The sequence below is a fragment of the Psychromarinibacter sediminicola genome, from assembly GCF_029168335.1.
Taxonomy (GTDB): Bacteria; Pseudomonadota; Alphaproteobacteria; order Rhodobacterales; family Rhodobacteraceae; genus Psychromarinibacter; species Psychromarinibacter sediminicola.
In genome coordinates, this window is record NZ_JARGYC010000091.1 from 1 (window position 1) to 15,779 (window position 15,779).

A 15,779-nucleotide genomic window follows, 5' to 3' on the forward strand; every position below is an offset into this window, starting at 1 on the left:
ATTTCGAAACGAAATGCCCTGCCGACAGGCGATTGCACAGCAATCGCCGAGAGGCGGCGCTGCACGGCGTTCCGCCGCGCGAGGCAGGTGGAAATCGCCCGCGGCTGATCCGTTGTCGTGCAGCGTGGCGCCCGTCAGGCCGCGCGCCGCGCCGCGCTCACCGCCAGCGGGAACACCTTTGCCGGGTTCAGAAGCCAGGCGGAGTCGAACACGTCCTTCACCCGCATCTGCGCCTCCATGTCCTCGGGCGCGAACTGGTCGCTCATCAGGTCGCGCTTCTCCACGCCCACGCCGTGCTCGCCGGTCAGGCAGCCGCCCACCTCGACGCAAAGCCGCAGGATGTCGGCCCCCAGCGCCTCGCACTTCTCCAGCTCGCCCGGCGCGTTGGCGTCGAACAGGATCAGCGGATGCATGTTGCCGTCGCCCGCGTGAAACACGTTGGCGACCTCCAGCCCGTAGCCCGCCGCCATCTCGGCCGTCCGGCGCAGCACCTCGGGCAGCTTGTCGACCGGGATCGTCCCGTCGAGACACATGTAGTCGTTGATCTGCCCCATCGCCCCGAAGGCGGATTTCCGGCCCAGCCAAATCCGCGCGCTCTCCTCGGCGGATTCGCTCTCGCGGATCGCCACGGGGTCGTGCTTGCGCGCGATCTGCAGGATCACGCCCAGCTGCGCGTCGATCTCCGCGTCCGAGCCCTCGACCTCGACGATCAAGAGCGCCTCGCAGTCGGGATAGCCCGCGCCCGCGAAATCCTCCGTCGCGCGGATGCAGGGCCGGTCCATGAACTCGATCGCCACGGGCAGGATACCGGCCTTGATGATCTCGGACACGACGCGCCCGGCGACTTCGGACGAGTTGTAGCCCATCAGAACCGGCCGCGCGCCCTCGGGCTTGCGCAGGATGCGCAGCGTCGCCTCGGTGACCAGCGCGAGCTGCCCCTCGGAGCCGCAGATCAGCCCCAGAAGGTCCAGGCCGCCCGCGTCCAGATGCGCGCCGCCGATCTCCACGACGGTGCCGTCCATCATCACGGCGGTGACGCCCAGCAGGTTGTTCGTCGTCACCCCGTATTTCAGGCAATGCGCCCCGCCCGAATTCATCCCGATGTTGCCGGCGATGGCACAGGCGAGCTGCGACGACGGGTCGGGCGCGTAGAAGAAGTCGTCCGCCTCCACGGCGCCGGTCACCGACAGGTTGGTCCGCCCCGCCTGCACCCGGATGAAGCGGTTGTCGTAATCCGTCTCCAGAACCTCGGTCAGCCGCGCCACGCCCAGGATCACGCTGTCGGCGGTCGGCAGCGCGCCGCCGGCCAGCGACGTCCCCGAGCCGCGCGGCACGACCGGCACGCCCTCCTCGTGGCAGATGCGCAGCACCGCCGCGACCTCCTCGGTCGAGGACGGCAGCACCGCGGCCAGCGGCGGGCAGCGATAGGCGGTCAGCGCGTCGCACTCGTAGGCCAGAACCTCCTGCGCCTCGTGGATCACGGCATCGGCGGGCAGCACGGCCTGCAGCCGCTCCACCAGATTGGCCTTCTTCGACAGCACCGCTGCGCGCGGATCCGGCATGTCCATGGATGCGCCTCCCTTTCCCCTCCCAGATACGCCTTGCCCCGGGGCCTGACAAGCGCCCGCCCGTTTTCAACGCGCCCGCGCTGCCCTACAGTCCGGCGCATGGACCTTCTGGACCGGCTGCAATTCTTCACCCAGCTCGACGCCATCGCCGTCGGTGCCATCGTGCTGGCCTGGCTCGTGGTCAGCCACGTGATCGAGAACCCCTCGTCCCGCCGCCCGTCCACCGCCGTGCTGATGGAGCGCTACCGCGAGGCCTGGATGCGCGAGTTCGTCACGCGGCAGCCGCGGGTCTTCGACTCCATGGTGCTGGGCAACCTGCGGCAGGGCACCAGCTTCTTCGCCTCCACCTGCCTGATCGCCATCGGCGGCGGGCTGGCGCTGATCGGCAATACCGAACAGCTCCTGGGCCTGGCCGAGGAGCTGTCGCTGGAGGACGCGCCGGCGGCGATCTGGGATGCCAAGGTCATCTTCATGCTCCTGTTTCTCGCCAACGGGCTGTTCAAGTTCATCTGGTCGCACCGCCTGTTCGGCTATTGCGCCATCGTCATGGGGGCGGCGCCCAACGACGAAAGCGACGCCGCCTATTCCCGCGCCGCGCAGGCCGCCGACATCGCCAACTCCGCCGCCCGCAGCTTCAACCGCGGCCTGCGCTGCGTCTACTTCTCGCTGGCCGCCGCCGCGTGGCTGCTCGGCCCGGTCGCCCTGCTGGTCGCCACCCTCGTCGCGCTGCTGATCGTCTGGCGCCGCGAATTCGCGTCCAAGTCGCGCAACACCCTTCTGCGGAGCCTGCCCGAATGAGACACCCGGCCCTCGCCCTGACGCTCGCCCTCGCCACCCCCGCTTTCGCCGCCGACCCCGTGGTCGATGCGGCCGAGGCCACACGGACCGGCGACACCTGGCGCATCTCGGTGACGCTGTCGCATCCCGATACCGGCTGGGACCACTACGCCGACGGCTGGGAGGTGCGCGCCCCCGACGGCACGCGGCTGGGCTTCCGCGAATTGCTGCACCCGCATGTCGCGGAACAGCCGTTCACCCGCACGCTTTCCGGCCGGGCGATTCCGGAAGACCTCGCCCATGTCCTGATCCGCCCGCGCTGTTCGGTGGACGGCTGGGCGCAAGAGATGTATCGGCTGGACGTCCGACGCTAACCCGCCAGCCCCCGCATGATCATCTCGCTCACGAGCATTCCGCCGCGCTTCCACCTGATCGGCCCGACGCTGCACAGCCTCGTGCGGCAGCACGCGCCGGCGGATCGCGTCCTGCTGCACATCCCGCACCGCTATCGCCGCTTTCCCGACTGGGACGGCACCCTGCCGGAGGTGCCCGACGGCGTCGAGATCGTGCGCTGCGCCGAGGATTACGGCCCGGCGACCAAGGTGCTCGCCGCCGCAAAGGCCCATGCCGGCCAGGATGTCGAGATCCTGTTCTGCGACGACGACCGCATCTATGCGCCGACGCTCACGCGCGACTTCATGGCCGCCCGCGCCGACCAGCCGGACGCCTGCATCGCGGCCATGGGCAACGAGGCTGACTTCTTTTTCGACAGCCGCCAGATCCGCGATCTGCAGCCCCGCGCCGTCAAGCGCCGGTGGCAGCGCGACACCTGGTTCCTCGCGCGCTGGCTCTGGTGGCGCGCACGGCGCAAGCTGACCGGCCACAACCTGGGCCGCCCCGCCCGCCGCATCTTTGCCAGGGGCGGCTATGTCGACATGTTCATGGGGTTCGGCGGCGCCATGGTGCGGCCGGATTTCTTCGACGATGTCGCCTTCGACATCCCCGATATCTGCTGGACCGTCGACGACATCTGGCTGTCGGGCATGCTGGCGCGGCGCAACATCCCGATCTGGGTGCCCGCCAACCTGCGCGAGCCGGCGAACACCGACGCCTTCCGCGTCGATGCGCTTTACGCCTTCGCGGTCGAGGGTGCCGGCCGCCCCAAGGCCGGCCGGCATTGTTACGACCTGCTGCGCGAGAGATACGGCATCTGGCCCTGACCGGCGCCCGGACGACGCCCTCTCAACAGGTCAGCGGATGCAGGCGGTTCTTCATGTGCCGCGCGACCAGTGTGGCGATCCGGCGACCCTTCGGGATCAGCCGCGCCGATTCCGTCTCGAAACCCGGTTCGAACAGCTCCGGATAGATATCGGCCAGTTCCACGATCTGCTCCGCCGGCATCGCCCGGATCGTCATCGGCCCGGTCAGCAGGCTCTCGACCGGCGCATGCTCGGCGAAGATCACCTCGTGATTGTCGAACATCAGGTTCATGTAGGTGATGTCGTGGTCCAGAACCGCCACCTCGATCCCCGGCATGTCCAGCAGCTTGCGCGCCGGCACCAGCACGTCGCGCGTGCCGAACATCCGCTCGGCCACCCGCGAATGCACCAGGATCCGGTGCTGCGGCGACACCAGCAGGTCCGCGCCCGGCACGCCGTTGCCCAGCGCCCCCGCACCGATCCGCACCGGCCGGTTCCTGGGCCGGTCGTCCATGTCGCGGGCGGTGAAGGTCATCCGTCCGATCCAGCGGATCGGCTGCGCCCCGCGATCCGAGGTGATGACGAGATCCCCGACCTCCAGATCGCCGCAGCGGCGCTCGCCGAACGGCGTCAGCACCTGCGCCTCCGAGGTCAGGCAGACCGGGAAGGTGAAGGCATCGCCGTCGATCCAGGTGTCGGCTGCGGTATCCGCGATATCCGCCAGGACCAGGTCGGCCTGCTCCTGCGTCATCCCCTGCACGACATAGCGCACATCCTGCCCGAGCGCCGAGGTCGAGCTGACGGTCGCCGTCTGCGTGCCGGTATCGTAGGAGAAACTCAGATCCGTCCGCCCCGCGATCACCAGCTGGTCGAAACTTTCCATGCCAAAGACGTTGAAGGTGATCGGCGACAGCGTGCCGATCGCGGCGGGCGTATAGCTGAAATCGGCATCCGCGTCGCCGTTGAAGTCCAGATCGACCGTCGACAACAGGTCGGTCAGGGCGGTGACGCTGCTGCTGTCCACCGCGATCGACGAGGTGTCGTGCATCGAATAGGTGACGCCCGACAGAAGGCTGGCGTCCAGAAGCCCCTGGTCGATCGCAAGAGAGCCGCCGTTGATCGTCTCGAAGGTCGGCGTCGCGCCGGCCTGAAGCCCGACGATGGAGGACAGCTCCACGTCGACCCCGTCGATCGTGAGGGCGTGGGATCCAAGCGCGGTGATATTCACGGTATCGCCGCTCGAATAGTTACTGGAATCAATGGTCTGATCACTCGACCCCAGATCCACGTCAAGAACTGCCATGGTTGTCATCCCGAATTGCGCTTTACTCCAGAACCGGCCGAAGCCGCGGGCGCCCTTAACAACGCGGCGCCTGTCAAGAACTAAACCATAGATTGCTAAATATTGGAAATGTGCATCTGATTTGCGTCAAATATCTCGCGGCCTAAGCTGAACTCTGCCCATCGGACGGATCTCGCCGAAACAATTCGCGCGCACCGTCACGCTTCGCCCGAGCGGGAAACAATGCCGTGACAAGCAAACTGCCCGTGCCCCGGGTTTGCTGCCTACAGAGCGCACCCGACCGCTACATATCCGCGGCCCGGCGGGCCGGCTCCCGATATATTGACGCCTCGCCCGAGGATTGGCCGAAGCGATTCGGCACGCCGGCGTCCCGCGGTGACGGGTCGCTCCGGCGATCCCGGCCTGTCGGACGGGCGGAGACCCGGGCCCGCATGGCGCCTGCCAGGGCCGTCACCCCACCCGGCACCCCCGGGCATCGGCATTTCACCGCTCAACTTATACGTGTCTCACGCCACACTTGCGCCACATCGCGGTCACCCCCGCGCCACGCATCTGGCATTCCCTGCAAAGTCTTCGCGCACCGCCTCTCCCGACCGTCCGGCCGCGACAGGTCCAGCCCCGGATCGCTTGCAAAACCCCGACGCGCCGCCCAGGCTCAGCTCCGCCCTTCGCGCAGCCAGGCACCGACCATCAGCAACGACGCCAGCAGCAGGAAGAGCCACCCCGATACCAGCGGCGTCAGCGTCACATCCGCCGTCAGATAGGCGTCCCGCGGCGTGATCCCCAGCCAGCCGCGCCCCGCCGCCGGCCGACCCGCCCGCACCTGCCGCAGATCCGGCACACCCGCCTCGATCCGCGCGATGCCGCCGCGCGTGGACTCCACCTCGGGCTCCAGCAGGTCGCCGCTCGCGATGGTCGCCTCGAACTCCTTCGGCGCGGCGGGGCCCAGCGCGATCACGCTGTCCTGGTCGCCTTCCTTCAGCCGGTACAGCCCGATCTCCGGCCCCTCGACCGTCGCCTCGAACCGGCCCGGCGCGACCTCTTCCAGCGGCACCATCACCACCTCGCCGTCCGGCCCGGTCAGCTCCACCTCGCCGACCTCGTCGCCCAGCGTCCGGCGGGTGATGGTCATCGTCTGCCCCTCCGCCGTGGCGCTTAGCGCCTCTTCCTCCAGCTCCGGCTCTTCCATCATCCAATGCGCCAGCCGCCGCAGCAGCTCCAGCTGCGGCCCGCCGCCCTCGAACCCCCGGTTCCACAGCCAGGCATGGTCCGAGCCCAGAAGCGCGATGCGCCCTTCGCCGACCCGGTCCAGCACCAGAAGCGGCCGCTCGTCCATCGCGTGCATCACCGTGTGGCCCGACTGTTCTTCCAGGTCGATCAGCCGGAACCACCGGCCCCAGCCCGGCCCGTCCTCGTCCGCCGCCGCCGGCGCGAAGGAGTCGAGCCCGGCCGTCACCGGATGCTTCTCGCCCAGATCGGTCAGCCGCGGCTTGTAGCCTTCCTCGATCACCCGGCTCGACGGTGCTGCCGGCAGGATCTCCGACAGGGGCGAGCGGTAAAGCGAGTTCGCCGTCGCGAAATCCGGCCCCGCCGCCACCAGCACCGCGCCGCCGTCCTCGACATACTGCCGCACGTTGTCGAGATAGAGCGACGGCAGGATCCCGCGCCGCTTGTAGCGATCGAAGATGATCAGGTCGAACTCGTCGATCTTGTCGATGAACAACTCGCGCGTCGGGAAGGCGATCAGCGACAGCTCGTTGACCGGCACCCCGTCCTGCTTCTCCGGCGGCCGCAGGATCGTGAAATGCACCAGGTCCACGCTGGAATCCGACTTCAGCAGGTTGCGCCAGGTCCGCTCCCCCGGATGCGGCTCGCCCGAGACCAAGAGCACCCGCAGCCGGTCGCGCACCCCGTTGATCTGCACCACGGCCGAGTTGTTGCGGTCGGTCAGCTCGCCGTCGGCCTCGGGCAGGGTGAACTGGATCACGTTCATCCCGCCGTGCGGCAGGGTGATCGGCAGCTCCAGATCCTGGCCCACCGGCACGTCGTAGCTCTGCGGCTCGCCCCCGTCGATGGCGATCTCCAGCGGCGCCGTGCCGCCCTCGCTCTCGGGCACCGCCCCCTGGTCCTCGACACGGAGCGTCAGCGTCACCGGCTCGCCCAGGATCGCGAAGGCCGGCGCATTGGTCACCAGCAGCCGCCGGTCCCAGTCGTCCTCCTCGCCGGTCAGCAGCACATGCAGCGGCGCCGGCAGGTCGGGCGCGCGGTCCACGTCGTGCAGCTGCCCGTCGGTCAGCAGGATCGCGCCCGCCAGCCGCGCCCGCGGCTCCTCGGCCATCGCCTCGGCCAGCGCGCTCATCAGAAGCGTGCCCTGGTCGTCCTCGGCATCGCCAAGCGGCACGATCCGCAGCTCGGTATTCTCCAGCGCCGCGACCTCGGCCTCCACCGCGGCGATGGCCTGCTCCGTCTGCTCGGGCCGCGTCGCGATCCGCTGGCTGGCGCTCTCGTCCACCACCAGGATCACGATGTCGGACAGGGGCGCCCGGTCCTCCTGCTGCAGCGACGGGTTGAACAGCGCCACCAGCAGCACGATCACGGCCAGCCCGCGCAGCCACCAGCCCGTCAGCCCGCGCCAGACGGCGACGGCCACGAACAGCACGCCCAGCGCCACCGCCGCCCAGACCAGCGGCCACTGCAGAAGGGGATCGAAGATGATCGAGCCGGTCAAGATGATGCCTCTGCGCTTCTTCTCGTTTCAAATACGCCGGGGGTCCGGGGGCTGGCCCCCGGTCCGGCGCCCGCCAGATGCGCCACCCCGTTCACTACTGCCCCAGCCGGTCCAGAAGCGCCGGCACATGCACCTGGTCGCTTTTGTAGTTCCCGGTCAGGACATGCATGATCAGGTTTACCCCGAATCGCATCGCCATCTCGCGCTGCCGCTCGCCAGCAAAGCCGCGGCCCACCGGAAACATCCGGCTGCCGTTCTCGTTGACGGCCCAGGCCGCGGCCCAGTCGTTGCCGCCGATCACCACGGGCGTCACGTTGTCGTTCAGGTCGCGGAACGGCATCCCCTCGATCGCCTCCGCATCCGCCGGCGCCGCCTCGACCCAGACGCCGCGGCCCGCGTAGCGGCCGGGGAAGTCCTGCAGCAGGTAGAAGGTGCGCGTCAGCACGTGGTCCTCGGGGATCGGCTCCAGGGGCGGGATGTCCAGCGGCGCGGCCAGCCGCTGCAGCTTGCGCCCCGCCTCGGTCGAGGCGCCGTAACCCGCCAGATCCGCGTCGCGCGTGTCGAACAGGATCATCCCGCCATGCCGCAGATAGCGGTTCAGCTTGGCATAGGCCTCGTCGGACGGGATCGGCTGCTCCGGCGTGACGGGCCAGTAGAGGAAAGGGAAGAAGGCCAGCTCGTCCATCTCCAGGTCGACGGCGATCGGGTCCGCCGGCTCGATCGAGGTGCGCGACCACAGGACCTGGCTCAGCCCGCGCAGGCCCGCCTCGGCGATCCGGTCGAGCTCCGCATCCCCGGTGACGACATGCGCCAGAACCACCTCCGAGGTCGCGGCCAGCGCCAGCTCGTCGCCCTCCTGTGCCTCGGCCATCCCGCCGGGCAGCAGCAGCGCCAGCGCGAGCATCGCCGCCGCGCCCCGGCCGGCCCGCGACAGGCGGCCCGAGATCCACAGCGAGGCGAGAATGTCCAAGAACAGCAGCCCCAGCGCCACGGCGAGCAGCCAGCCCTTCAGCATGGTTTCCTCCACCACGTCCAGCCCCACCACCGGCACGCCGGACGGCCAGGCGGTGGGGGCGATCTGCGTCTCCGGCCCGATCACGTTGACCGCGATCCGCCGGTCCTCGCCGGTGTAAAGCCCCGGCGGCATGTCCGCGCCGGGCGCGCCGCCGGCAATCCGCTCGCCCGGCACACCGGGCAGGGTGCCCGCGTCCTGCACCGTGCCGAAAGCGTCCAGCACCGCGTCGGGCGCCCAGACGGTGCCGGCGAGATCCTCTTCCGTCGGCTGCGCCGGGCGCGTCGACACCGCCAGCCGCTCCAGCATCTGCACGAACAGGCCGGACAGCGGCAGGCTCGACCACTCGGCATTGGCAGTGACGTGGAACAGCACGACCTGCCCCTGCTCGACCCGCTTGCGGGTGACCAGCGGCGTGCCGTCGGCGAGCGAGGCGATGACCCGCTCGCTTAGCTGCGGGTCGGGCTGTGCCATGACCTGGGACGACACGGTCACGTCCTCGGGCACCTCCAGCCCGTAGAAGGGCGAGGTCTCGGCGAAGGGGCGCAGCTGCTTCGGCTCGCCCCAGCTCATCGCGCCGCCGATGTTCCGCCCACCCGCGCGCAGGCGCACCGGCATCAGCGGGTCCTCCTCGGCCCGGCTCACATCCGACGCGGCCAGCCGCGGCCCGGCGAAGCGCAACAGCATTCCGCCATTCTCGACCCACTCCAACAGCGGCTCCCGCTCGCCCTCGCTCACCGTGGCCACGTCGGCCAGCACGATCACGTCGGGGTTGGCCAGCAGGATGTCCAGCAGGTCGCCGTCGATCAGGTCTGCGGTGGGTTCCAGCGCCTTTTCCAGGTAATGCGTCGGAGCCAGCAGCTCCAGCCCCTCGCGGTCGTCGCGGCCCGCGATCAGCGCCACCTCGCGCCGTTGCAGCGCATCGTCGGTCAGCGTCACCGCGCCGGCCGAGCGCACCCCGGCGATTTCGAAGCGCGACACCCGGTTGCGCAGCTCCGGCGGCAGGTCGAGCGTCAGGTCCGCCTCGGTCGCCTCGGCCCCGAACGTCACTTCTTCGCGCGCCAGCTCCCGCTCGACGCCCGAAGGGTCCAGCCCGTGCGCCGACACGCTGACGGTCAGCGCATTGCCGGCCGCGGCGCGCAGCGCGGTCAGCGCCACGCCGCCCTCGGCAAAGCCCGCGGGGCGCAGGCCGAAGACGGGGCTGGGGGATTCGAAGACCGTCACCGTGCCGTGCGCCTGCAACTCGGCCAGCAGGGCCTCGCGGCTGTCCCGCGCCAGCCCGTCGGACATCCAGAACGTGTCGAACGCCTCGTCGGGCAGCGCCGCGGCCCAGTCGGCCAGGGCCTCGGCGTCCGGCGCCCAGGGCTCGGGCTGCACGCTCGGCAGGTCGGCGGCCCAGGCGTCGGCAGCGCGGAACGGCAGGTCGCCCGCCGGCAGGTCGGTCAGCGAGACCAGCGCCACCGGCCGGCCCAGCCGCGCCGCCTCGTCCAGCGCGGCCTCCACCCGGTCCGCCCGCCGCGTCCAGTCGCGCGCGTCGGCCCATGTCCCGTCCATCACGATCAGAATCGGCCCGCTGCCCGCGGCTTCCTCGCGCGGGTTCAGCACCGGCCCGGCGAAGCCCAGGATGATCAGCGCCACCGCCAGCGTGCGCAGCAGCAAGAGCCACCAGGGCGTCTTGTCGGTCTGCGTCTCGTCGTCGGTCAGGCCCAGGAGCAGCGCCACGCCCGGGAACATCCGCCGGATCGGCGCCGGCGGCACCGCGCGCAGCAGGATCCACAGGATCGGCAGCGCCAGAAGGCCCAGCAGAAGCCAGGGCGCGGTAAAGCCTATGCCGCCGAGCGTGAACATCTCAGCCCCTCTTCTCCAGCGCGCCGTAAAGCCACAGAAGCGCCGACTGCGCGCTGTCGCCGGTGTGGTGGCACTCGTAGCGCCAGCCGACCGCGTGGGCCAACTCGTCCAGCCGCGCCTTGCGCTCGGCCAGCCGTTCCAGGTAGCGCTCGCGCAGATCGCCCGCCTTCAGCGTCTCGTGCCGCACGGTCTTGCCGACGCTTTCGAAGATGGTGCGCCCGTCGAACGGGAACGCCTCCTCCACGGGGTCGAGGATCTGGTACATCACGCCCCGCACGCCCCGGTCGGCGGCCTTGGCGAGCTGCGCCTCCAGCGGCTCCAGGTCGCCCATGAAGTCGGAGATGAACAGCGCCCGCGAATGCGGCAGCAGGTTGCGCACCTCCGGCGCGCCGTAATCGGGCCGCGCGCCGTCCAGCTCGAAGGACTGCGCGATGCGCAACAGCTGTAGCTCCGACGACCGCGGCGGCGTGCCCAGCGAGGTCAGCGCCACCCGTTCGCCCGCGCGGATCAGCAGGATCGACAGCGCCAGCGCCAGAAGCTTGCCGCGGTCGGCCTTCGTCACTCGGCCCTTGTCGCCGGAGAACGCCATCGACTGCGCCTCGTCCAGCCAGACGAACACCGACTGCGCCGCCTGCCACTCCTTTTCCTGCACGAAATGCGTGTCCGACCGGCCCGAGCGGCGCCAGTCGATCTGCCGCGCAGGGTCGCCGGCGCGGGCCGGGCGGTATTGCCAGAACTCGTCGCCCATCCCGGCCCGGCGGCGGCCGTGAAAGCCCAGAAGCACGGCCTGCGCCAGATGCTCCGCCTCCGCCAGGAGCGGCGGCAGCGGGCCGGACAGGGTCTCGGCGCGTTGGCGATACTCGGCTGCGGTGGTCAAGGCTCACTCCGTGGGCACATCGCCGCGCAAGGCGTTGCGAAACGCCTTGGGCAAGGGCCTTGCAAGGCCCTTGGCACGCGATTTCGTAATCGCGTGCCGAAGCCGCTTGCAAGCGGCGTTCGGGCGCCGATGGCTGCCGTCAAGCCGCAGCCTCCACGCGGGTCACCTGTTCGGCCACGGCGTCGATCACCTCGCCCAGGCTTTCGCCGCGCGCCCGCGCCGCGAAGGTCAGCGCCATGCGGTGGGTCAGCACCGGCCGCGCCATCGCCAGCACGTCCTCGGCCGACGGCGCCAGCCGCCCCTGCAACAGCGCCCGCGCCCGCACCGTCAGCATCAGCGCCTGCGCCGCGCGCGGCCCAGGCCCCCAGCCGACCGAGCGGTTCACCACCTCCGGCGCCTCGGGCTCGTTCGGACGGCAGGCGCGCACCAGGTCGAGGATCAACTCGACCACGGCCTCGCCCACCGGCATCCGGCGCACCAGGGTCTGCGCCGCGATCAGCTCCTCGGCGGAGAACACGTTATGCGACTGCGCGTCCTCGGTGCCGGTGGTGGCGATCAGGATCTCGCGCTCGTAGTCGCGCGTCGGGTAGTCGACGTCGATCTGCAACAGGAACCGGTCGAGCTGCGCCTCGGGCAGCGGGTAGGTGCCCTCCTGCTCGATCGGGTTCTGGGTGGCCAGCACGTGGAACGGCGCCGGCAGCGGATGCGGCTGGCCGGCGATGGTGACGGATTTCTCCTGCATCGCCTGCAGCAGCGCCGACTGCGTGCGGGGGCTGGCGCGGTTGATCTCGTCGGCCATCAGAAGCTGACAGAAGACCGGCCCCTCGATGAACTTGAACGCCCGGCTGCCATCCGCCCCGGTCTCCAGCACTTCCGACCCGAGAATATCCGCCGGCATCAGATCCGGCGTGAACTGCACCCGCGCGTCATCGAGGCCCATCACGTTGCCCAGCGTCTCGATCAGGCGCGTCTTGCCCAGCCCCGGAAGGCCGATCAGCAGCCCGTGGCCGCCGCAGACCAGCGTCGACAGCACCAGGTCGATCACCTTCTTCTGGCCGATGAACCGCTTGGAAATCGACGCCTCGGCCTCGATCATCTTGGCGCTCAGCGCCTCGATCTCTTCCACGAGGTTCTCGTCGTCGGCCATGGCAAAGCTCCCGCTGCTACTATATCTCCCCGTCAGTATCGGCACCTATCGCCGAAAGCACAAATGACAAAAAGCGTGAGCGGACAAATGATCGTGAGACCCTCCGCCGAGTCGATCGCCGAGGCGGCGAAGGCCGCCAGCAAGCAAGGCCGCCCCCCGGTTCATCAATGGAATCCCGAGTTCTGCGGCGATCTGGACATGCGCATCGCCCGCGACGGGACGTGGTTCTACCTGGGCACGCCCATCGGGCGGAAGGGGCTGGTGAAGCTGTTCTCCTCGATCCTGCGCAAGGACGGCGACGATTACTTTCTGGTCACGCCTGTCGAGAAAGTGGGCATCCAGGTCGAGGACGCGCCCTTCGTCGCCGTCGACTTCGAGGCCGAGGGCGAAGGCCGCGACCAGCGCCTGACCTTCCTGACCCATGTGGACGACGTCGCCACCGCCGGCCCCGACCACCCGATCCGCGTGGTCCGCGACCCCGAGACCGGCGAGCCTTCGCCCTATATCCTGATCCGCGACCGGCTGGAGGCGCTGATCGACCGCAAGAGCTTCTACCGCCTCGTGGACCTGGGCGCGACCGAGGAGGTCGACGGCACCGACTGGTTCGGCCTGTGGTCGTGTGGAGAGTTCTTCCCGATGATTCCGGCGGCGGAGCTGCCGGCGTGAAGCTCGCGGCCAACGTCACCTTCCTGTTCAAGGAATACCCGTTTCTCGAACGCATCCAGGCGGCCGCCGATGCCGGGTTCGACGGGGTCGAGATCCTGTTTCCCTATGACGACCCGGCGCCCGACATCCTGCGCCGGCTGCAGATCGCCGGCCTGCCGCTGGTGCTGATCAACGCGCCGCCGCCCAACTATACCGGCGGCCAGCGGGGCTTCGCCGCGGTGCCGGGGCTGGAGGAGCGGTTCCGCCGCGATTTCGCCCGCGTCCTGCGCTATGCCGAGCGGCTGACGCCGCAGCACATCCACCTGATGGCCGGCACCGCCGAGGGGCCGGAGGCGCGGGCCACCTTCATCGACAACCTGAAATGGGCCGCCGCCCAGGCGCCCGGGCAGAGCCTGACCATCGAGCCGCTGAACCCCGGCGACATGCCGGGCTATTTCCTGAACGACTACGACCTCGCCGCCGAGATCATCGACGCCGTCGGCGCCCCCAACCTCGGGCTGCAATACGACACCTACCACGCGCAGACGATCGCCGGCGACGCGCTGGCGGTCTGGCGGCGTCACGCCCCCCGCGTGCGCCACGTCCAGGTCGGCGACGCGCCGGGCCGCTGCGAACCGGGGGCGGGCGGGATCGACTTCGCCGCCTTTTTCGCGGCCGTGGCCGCGTCGGGCTACGACGGCTGGATCAGCGCCGAGTACAACCCGACGGCCGAGACCGAGGCCTGCCTGGGCTGGATGCGCGACATCAACGGGAGGACGACATGACCAAACCGATCGCCGTGATCGTGGGCGCCGGATCGGGGCTCTCCGCCGCGCTGGCGCGGGCGCTGGCCCCGGACTACGACCTCGTGCTGGCGGCCCGCCAGGGCGCCCGCATGGCCGGGGTCGCCGAGGCGACTGGCGCGCGCAGCGTCACCCTGGACGCGACCGACGCCGCCGCCGTGGGGCGGCTGTTCGTGGAGCTTCCGGCGGCGCAGCGGGTGGCCATTTACAACCCCTCCGCCCGGGTGCGCGGGCCGCTCGTCGACCTCGACCCGGACGAGGTGCGCCGCGCGACCGAGGTGACCGCGCACGGCGCCTTCCTCACGGGCCAGGCGGCGGCGCGGCGGATGCTGGCGGCCGAGCCGGTCGACGGCCGCCGCGGCACCATCCTGTTCACCGGCGCCTCGGCGGGGGTGAAGGGCTTCCCGCAATCGGCCTCCTTCGCCATGGGCAAGTTCGCCCAGCGCGGTCTTGCCCAGTCGATGGCGCGCGAGTTGCACCCGCAGGGCATCCACGTCGCTTGGGTCAACATCGACGGCGCGATCCGCAACCCCGGCCGGACCGAGCCGCCCGACGCCCCCGACTCGATGCTGGACCCGGACGCCATCGCGCAGACCTACCTGCACCTGATCGGCCAGCACCGCTCGGCGTGGTCGACCGAAGTGGCGGTGCGGCCCTGGGTCGAAACGTTCTGACCCGGCCGCCCTGACAGGTCCTGACACAACCCTGTCAGCAGGGGTATGAGATACCCGTCTCATCGCAAACCAGAGGAGACGCGACTCATGCCCTACACCCCGCAATTCCCCGTCGTCTGGACAGAGATCCCGGTCGGCGATTTCGACAAGGCCGTGGCGTTCTACAGGGCGGCCATGGATTACGACCTGACCGTCGACAATTCCGGCCCCAACCCGATGGCGATGATCCCGGGCACGGACGACATGGCCTGCTCCGGCCATATCTACCCGGGCACGCCGGGCAAGGGCGCCGGGCCGACGATCCACCTGTCGGTGCCCGGAACCGTCGAGGAGGCGGTCGAGAAATGGGTCGCCGCCGGCGGCACAAAGGTCTCCGACGCCATTGCCATCCCGCCCGGCCGCTTCGCCTATGTCGAGGATCCCGACGGCAATTCCATCGGCCTGTTCGAACCGGCGAAGGGCTGAGCGATGCGCCGCGCCGACCGCCTGTTCCGCATCGTGCAGTCCCTGCGCGGCGGGCGCCTCCGGACGGCGCGGCAGCTCGCCGACGCGCTCGAGGTCAGCGAACGCACCATCTACCGCGACATCGCCGACCTGCAGGCCTCGGGCGTGCCGGTGGAGGGCGCCTCGGGCTACGGCTACGTCATGGCCGACGGCTACGAGCTGCCGCCGATGATGTTCTCGCGCGACGAGGTGGTGGCGCTGGTCGCCGGCGCGCGGCTGATCCGCGCCTTCGGCGGGCTGGCGATGGCGCAGGCGGCCGAGGAGGCACTGGTCAAGATCGCTGCCGTGCTGCCCGAGGCCGAGCGCGCCCGCGCCGAGGCGGTGAAGATCCACGCCATCGACACCACCGGGCTGGACGAAGCGACCCGCGCGCTGATCGACCGGCTGGAGGCGGCGACGGATGCGCGCGAGCGGATGGACCTGGCCTATCGCGACGCCGAGGGCGCGGAGACGCGGCGCATGGTGCGGCCCCTGGGGCTCGGCTTCTGGGGCAAGGTCTGGACCCTGCTGGCCTGGTGCGAACTCAGGCAGGACTTCCGGATGTTCCGGCTGGACCGGATCGCGGCGGCCGAGGCGCAGGGCACGTTCCGGCCGGAAAAGGGGCGGACGCTGGCGGACTATCTAGCGCGGGTGTCGGAGGAAGAGCGGCACGCGCTCTCGGGCAGATAGGGTTTTCGGACGGCTGGCGCCGTCC

The 15,779-nt window shown here is 70.1% G+C and carries 14 protein-coding genes; 8 read left to right on the forward strand and 6 right to left on the reverse strand.

The genetic code is table 11. The annotated features are described in order from the left end of the window. Nucleotides 1–134: 134 nt before the first annotated feature. Nucleotides 135–1,568, reverse strand: a complete 1,434-nt coding sequence (locus P1J78_RS21860; RefSeq protein WP_275569509.1) for an FAD-linked oxidase C-terminal domain-containing protein — start codon at nucleotides 1,566–1,568, stop codon at nucleotides 135–137. Between the two features lie 99 nt (nucleotides 1,569–1,667). Here P1J78_RS21860 and P1J78_RS21865 point away from each other — a divergent pair, with 99 nt between their 5' ends. From P1J78_RS21865 to P1J78_RS21875, 3 genes are read left to right on the forward strand one after another with little or no spacing between them, the layout of a single operon-like run. Next, nucleotides 1,668–2,366 carry a DUF599 domain-containing protein gene (locus P1J78_RS21865; RefSeq protein ID WP_275569510.1) on the forward strand — a complete coding sequence of 233 codons (699 nt, stop codon included), beginning with the start codon at nucleotides 1,668–1,670 and terminating at the stop codon, nucleotides 2,364–2,366. Then, entirely contained in the window at nucleotides 2,363–2,719 is a 357-nt protein-coding gene (locus P1J78_RS21870; protein ID WP_275569511.1) for a hypothetical protein, read from the forward strand. The genes P1J78_RS21865 and P1J78_RS21870 overlap by 4 nt, the downstream gene beginning before the upstream one ends. Nucleotides 2,720–2,734: 15 nt before the next feature. Continuing rightward, nucleotides 2,735–3,565, forward strand: a complete 831-nt coding sequence (locus tag P1J78_RS21875) for a glycosyltransferase family 2 protein (RefSeq protein ID WP_275569512.1) — start codon at nucleotides 2,735–2,737, stop codon at nucleotides 3,563–3,565. A 22-nt stretch (nucleotides 3,566–3,587) separates the two neighbouring features. Here the strand turns inward: P1J78_RS21875 and P1J78_RS21880 are convergent, their stop codons facing one another. From P1J78_RS21880 to P1J78_RS21900, 5 genes are all read right to left on the reverse strand, one after another. Further along, nucleotides 3,588–4,847 carry a Hint domain-containing protein gene (locus P1J78_RS21880; RefSeq protein ID WP_275569513.1) on the reverse strand — a complete coding sequence of 420 codons (1,260 nt, stop codon included), beginning with the start codon at nucleotides 4,845–4,847 and terminating at the stop codon, nucleotides 3,588–3,590. A gap of 655 nt (nucleotides 4,848–5,502) precedes the next feature. Next, nucleotides 5,503–7,575: a hypothetical protein gene (locus P1J78_RS21885; protein WP_275569514.1), complete on the reverse strand. Its 2,073-nt coding sequence runs from the start codon at nucleotides 7,573–7,575 to the stop codon at nucleotides 5,503–5,505. A 94-nt stretch (nucleotides 7,576–7,669) separates the two neighbouring features. After that, on the reverse strand, nucleotides 7,670–10,435 hold the full coding sequence (locus tag P1J78_RS21890) for a DUF4159 domain-containing protein (RefSeq protein WP_275569515.1): 2,766 nt from the start codon (nucleotides 10,433–10,435) through the stop codon (nucleotides 7,670–7,672). Between the two features lies 1 nt (nucleotide 10,436). Further along, nucleotides 10,437–11,312, reverse strand: coding sequence for a DUF58 domain-containing protein (locus tag P1J78_RS21895; protein WP_275569516.1), 876 nt, complete (start codon nucleotides 11,310–11,312; stop codon nucleotides 10,437–10,439). A 139-nt stretch (nucleotides 11,313–11,451) separates the two neighbouring features. Continuing rightward, on the reverse strand, nucleotides 11,452–12,459 hold the full coding sequence (locus P1J78_RS21900) for an AAA family ATPase (protein ID WP_275569517.1): 1,008 nt from the start codon (nucleotides 12,457–12,459) through the stop codon (nucleotides 11,452–11,454). A gap of 63 nt (nucleotides 12,460–12,522) precedes the next feature. Between P1J78_RS21900 and P1J78_RS21905 the strand changes: the two genes are divergently transcribed. From P1J78_RS21905 to P1J78_RS21925, 5 genes are all read left to right on the forward strand, one after another. Further along, nucleotides 12,523–13,125, forward strand: coding sequence for a DUF1285 domain-containing protein (locus tag P1J78_RS21905; protein WP_275569518.1), 603 nt, complete (start codon nucleotides 12,523–12,525; stop codon nucleotides 13,123–13,125). Further along, complete coding sequence (locus P1J78_RS21910; RefSeq protein WP_275569519.1) at nucleotides 13,122–13,889, forward strand: hydroxypyruvate isomerase family protein; 768 nt, start codon at nucleotides 13,122–13,124, stop codon at nucleotides 13,887–13,889. Before P1J78_RS21905 ends, P1J78_RS21910 begins: the two co-directional genes overlap by 4 nt. Next, nucleotides 13,886–14,581 (forward strand): SDR family NAD(P)-dependent oxidoreductase, encoded by a 696-nt coding sequence (locus P1J78_RS21915; RefSeq protein ID WP_275569520.1) that lies wholly within the window; start codon nucleotides 13,886–13,888, stop codon nucleotides 14,579–14,581. Before P1J78_RS21910 ends, P1J78_RS21915 begins: the two co-directional genes overlap by 4 nt. Before the next feature lie 87 nt (nucleotides 14,582–14,668). Further along, nucleotides 14,669–15,046, forward strand: coding sequence for a VOC family protein (locus P1J78_RS21920; protein ID WP_275569521.1), 378 nt, complete (start codon nucleotides 14,669–14,671; stop codon nucleotides 15,044–15,046). Nucleotides 15,047–15,049: 3 nt separating this feature from the next. Next, on the forward strand, nucleotides 15,050–15,754 hold the full coding sequence (locus tag P1J78_RS21925; protein ID WP_275569522.1) for a helix-turn-helix transcriptional regulator: 705 nt from the start codon (nucleotides 15,050–15,052) through the stop codon (nucleotides 15,752–15,754). Nucleotides 15,755–15,779 lie beyond the last annotated feature (25 nt).

Coding starts and splice junctions, on each gene's coding strand:
- P1J78_RS21860 (WP_275569509.1), bottom strand. CDS start 1,568: ATGGACATGCCGGATCCGCGCGCAGCGGTGCTGTCGAAGAAGGCCAAT.
- P1J78_RS21865 (WP_275569510.1), top strand. CDS start 1,668: ATGGACCTTCTGGACCGGCTGCAATTCTTCACCCAGCTCGACGCCATC.
- P1J78_RS21870 (WP_275569511.1), top strand. CDS start 2,363: ATGAGACACCCGGCCCTCGCCCTGACGCTCGCCCTCGCCACCCCCGCT.
- P1J78_RS21875 (WP_275569512.1), top strand. CDS start 2,735: ATGATCATCTCGCTCACGAGCATTCCGCCGCGCTTCCACCTGATCGGC.
- P1J78_RS21880 (WP_275569513.1), bottom strand. CDS start 4,847: ATGGCAGTTCTTGACGTGGATCTGGGGTCGAGTGATCAGACCATTGAT.
- P1J78_RS21890 (WP_275569515.1), bottom strand. CDS start 10,435: ATGTTCACGCTCGGCGGCATAGGCTTTACCGCGCCCTGGCTTCTGCTG.
- P1J78_RS21900 (WP_275569517.1), bottom strand. CDS start 12,459: ATGGCCGACGACGAGAACCTCGTGGAAGAGATCGAGGCGCTGAGCGCC.
- P1J78_RS21905 (WP_275569518.1), top strand. CDS start 12,523: ATGACAAAAAGCGTGAGCGGACAAATGATCGTGAGACCCTCCGCCGAG.
- P1J78_RS21915 (WP_275569520.1), top strand. CDS start 13,886: ATGACCAAACCGATCGCCGTGATCGTGGGCGCCGGATCGGGGCTCTCC.
- P1J78_RS21920 (WP_275569521.1), top strand. CDS start 14,669: ATGCCCTACACCCCGCAATTCCCCGTCGTCTGGACAGAGATCCCGGTC.
- P1J78_RS21925 (WP_275569522.1), top strand. CDS start 15,050: ATGCGCCGCGCCGACCGCCTGTTCCGCATCGTGCAGTCCCTGCGCGGC.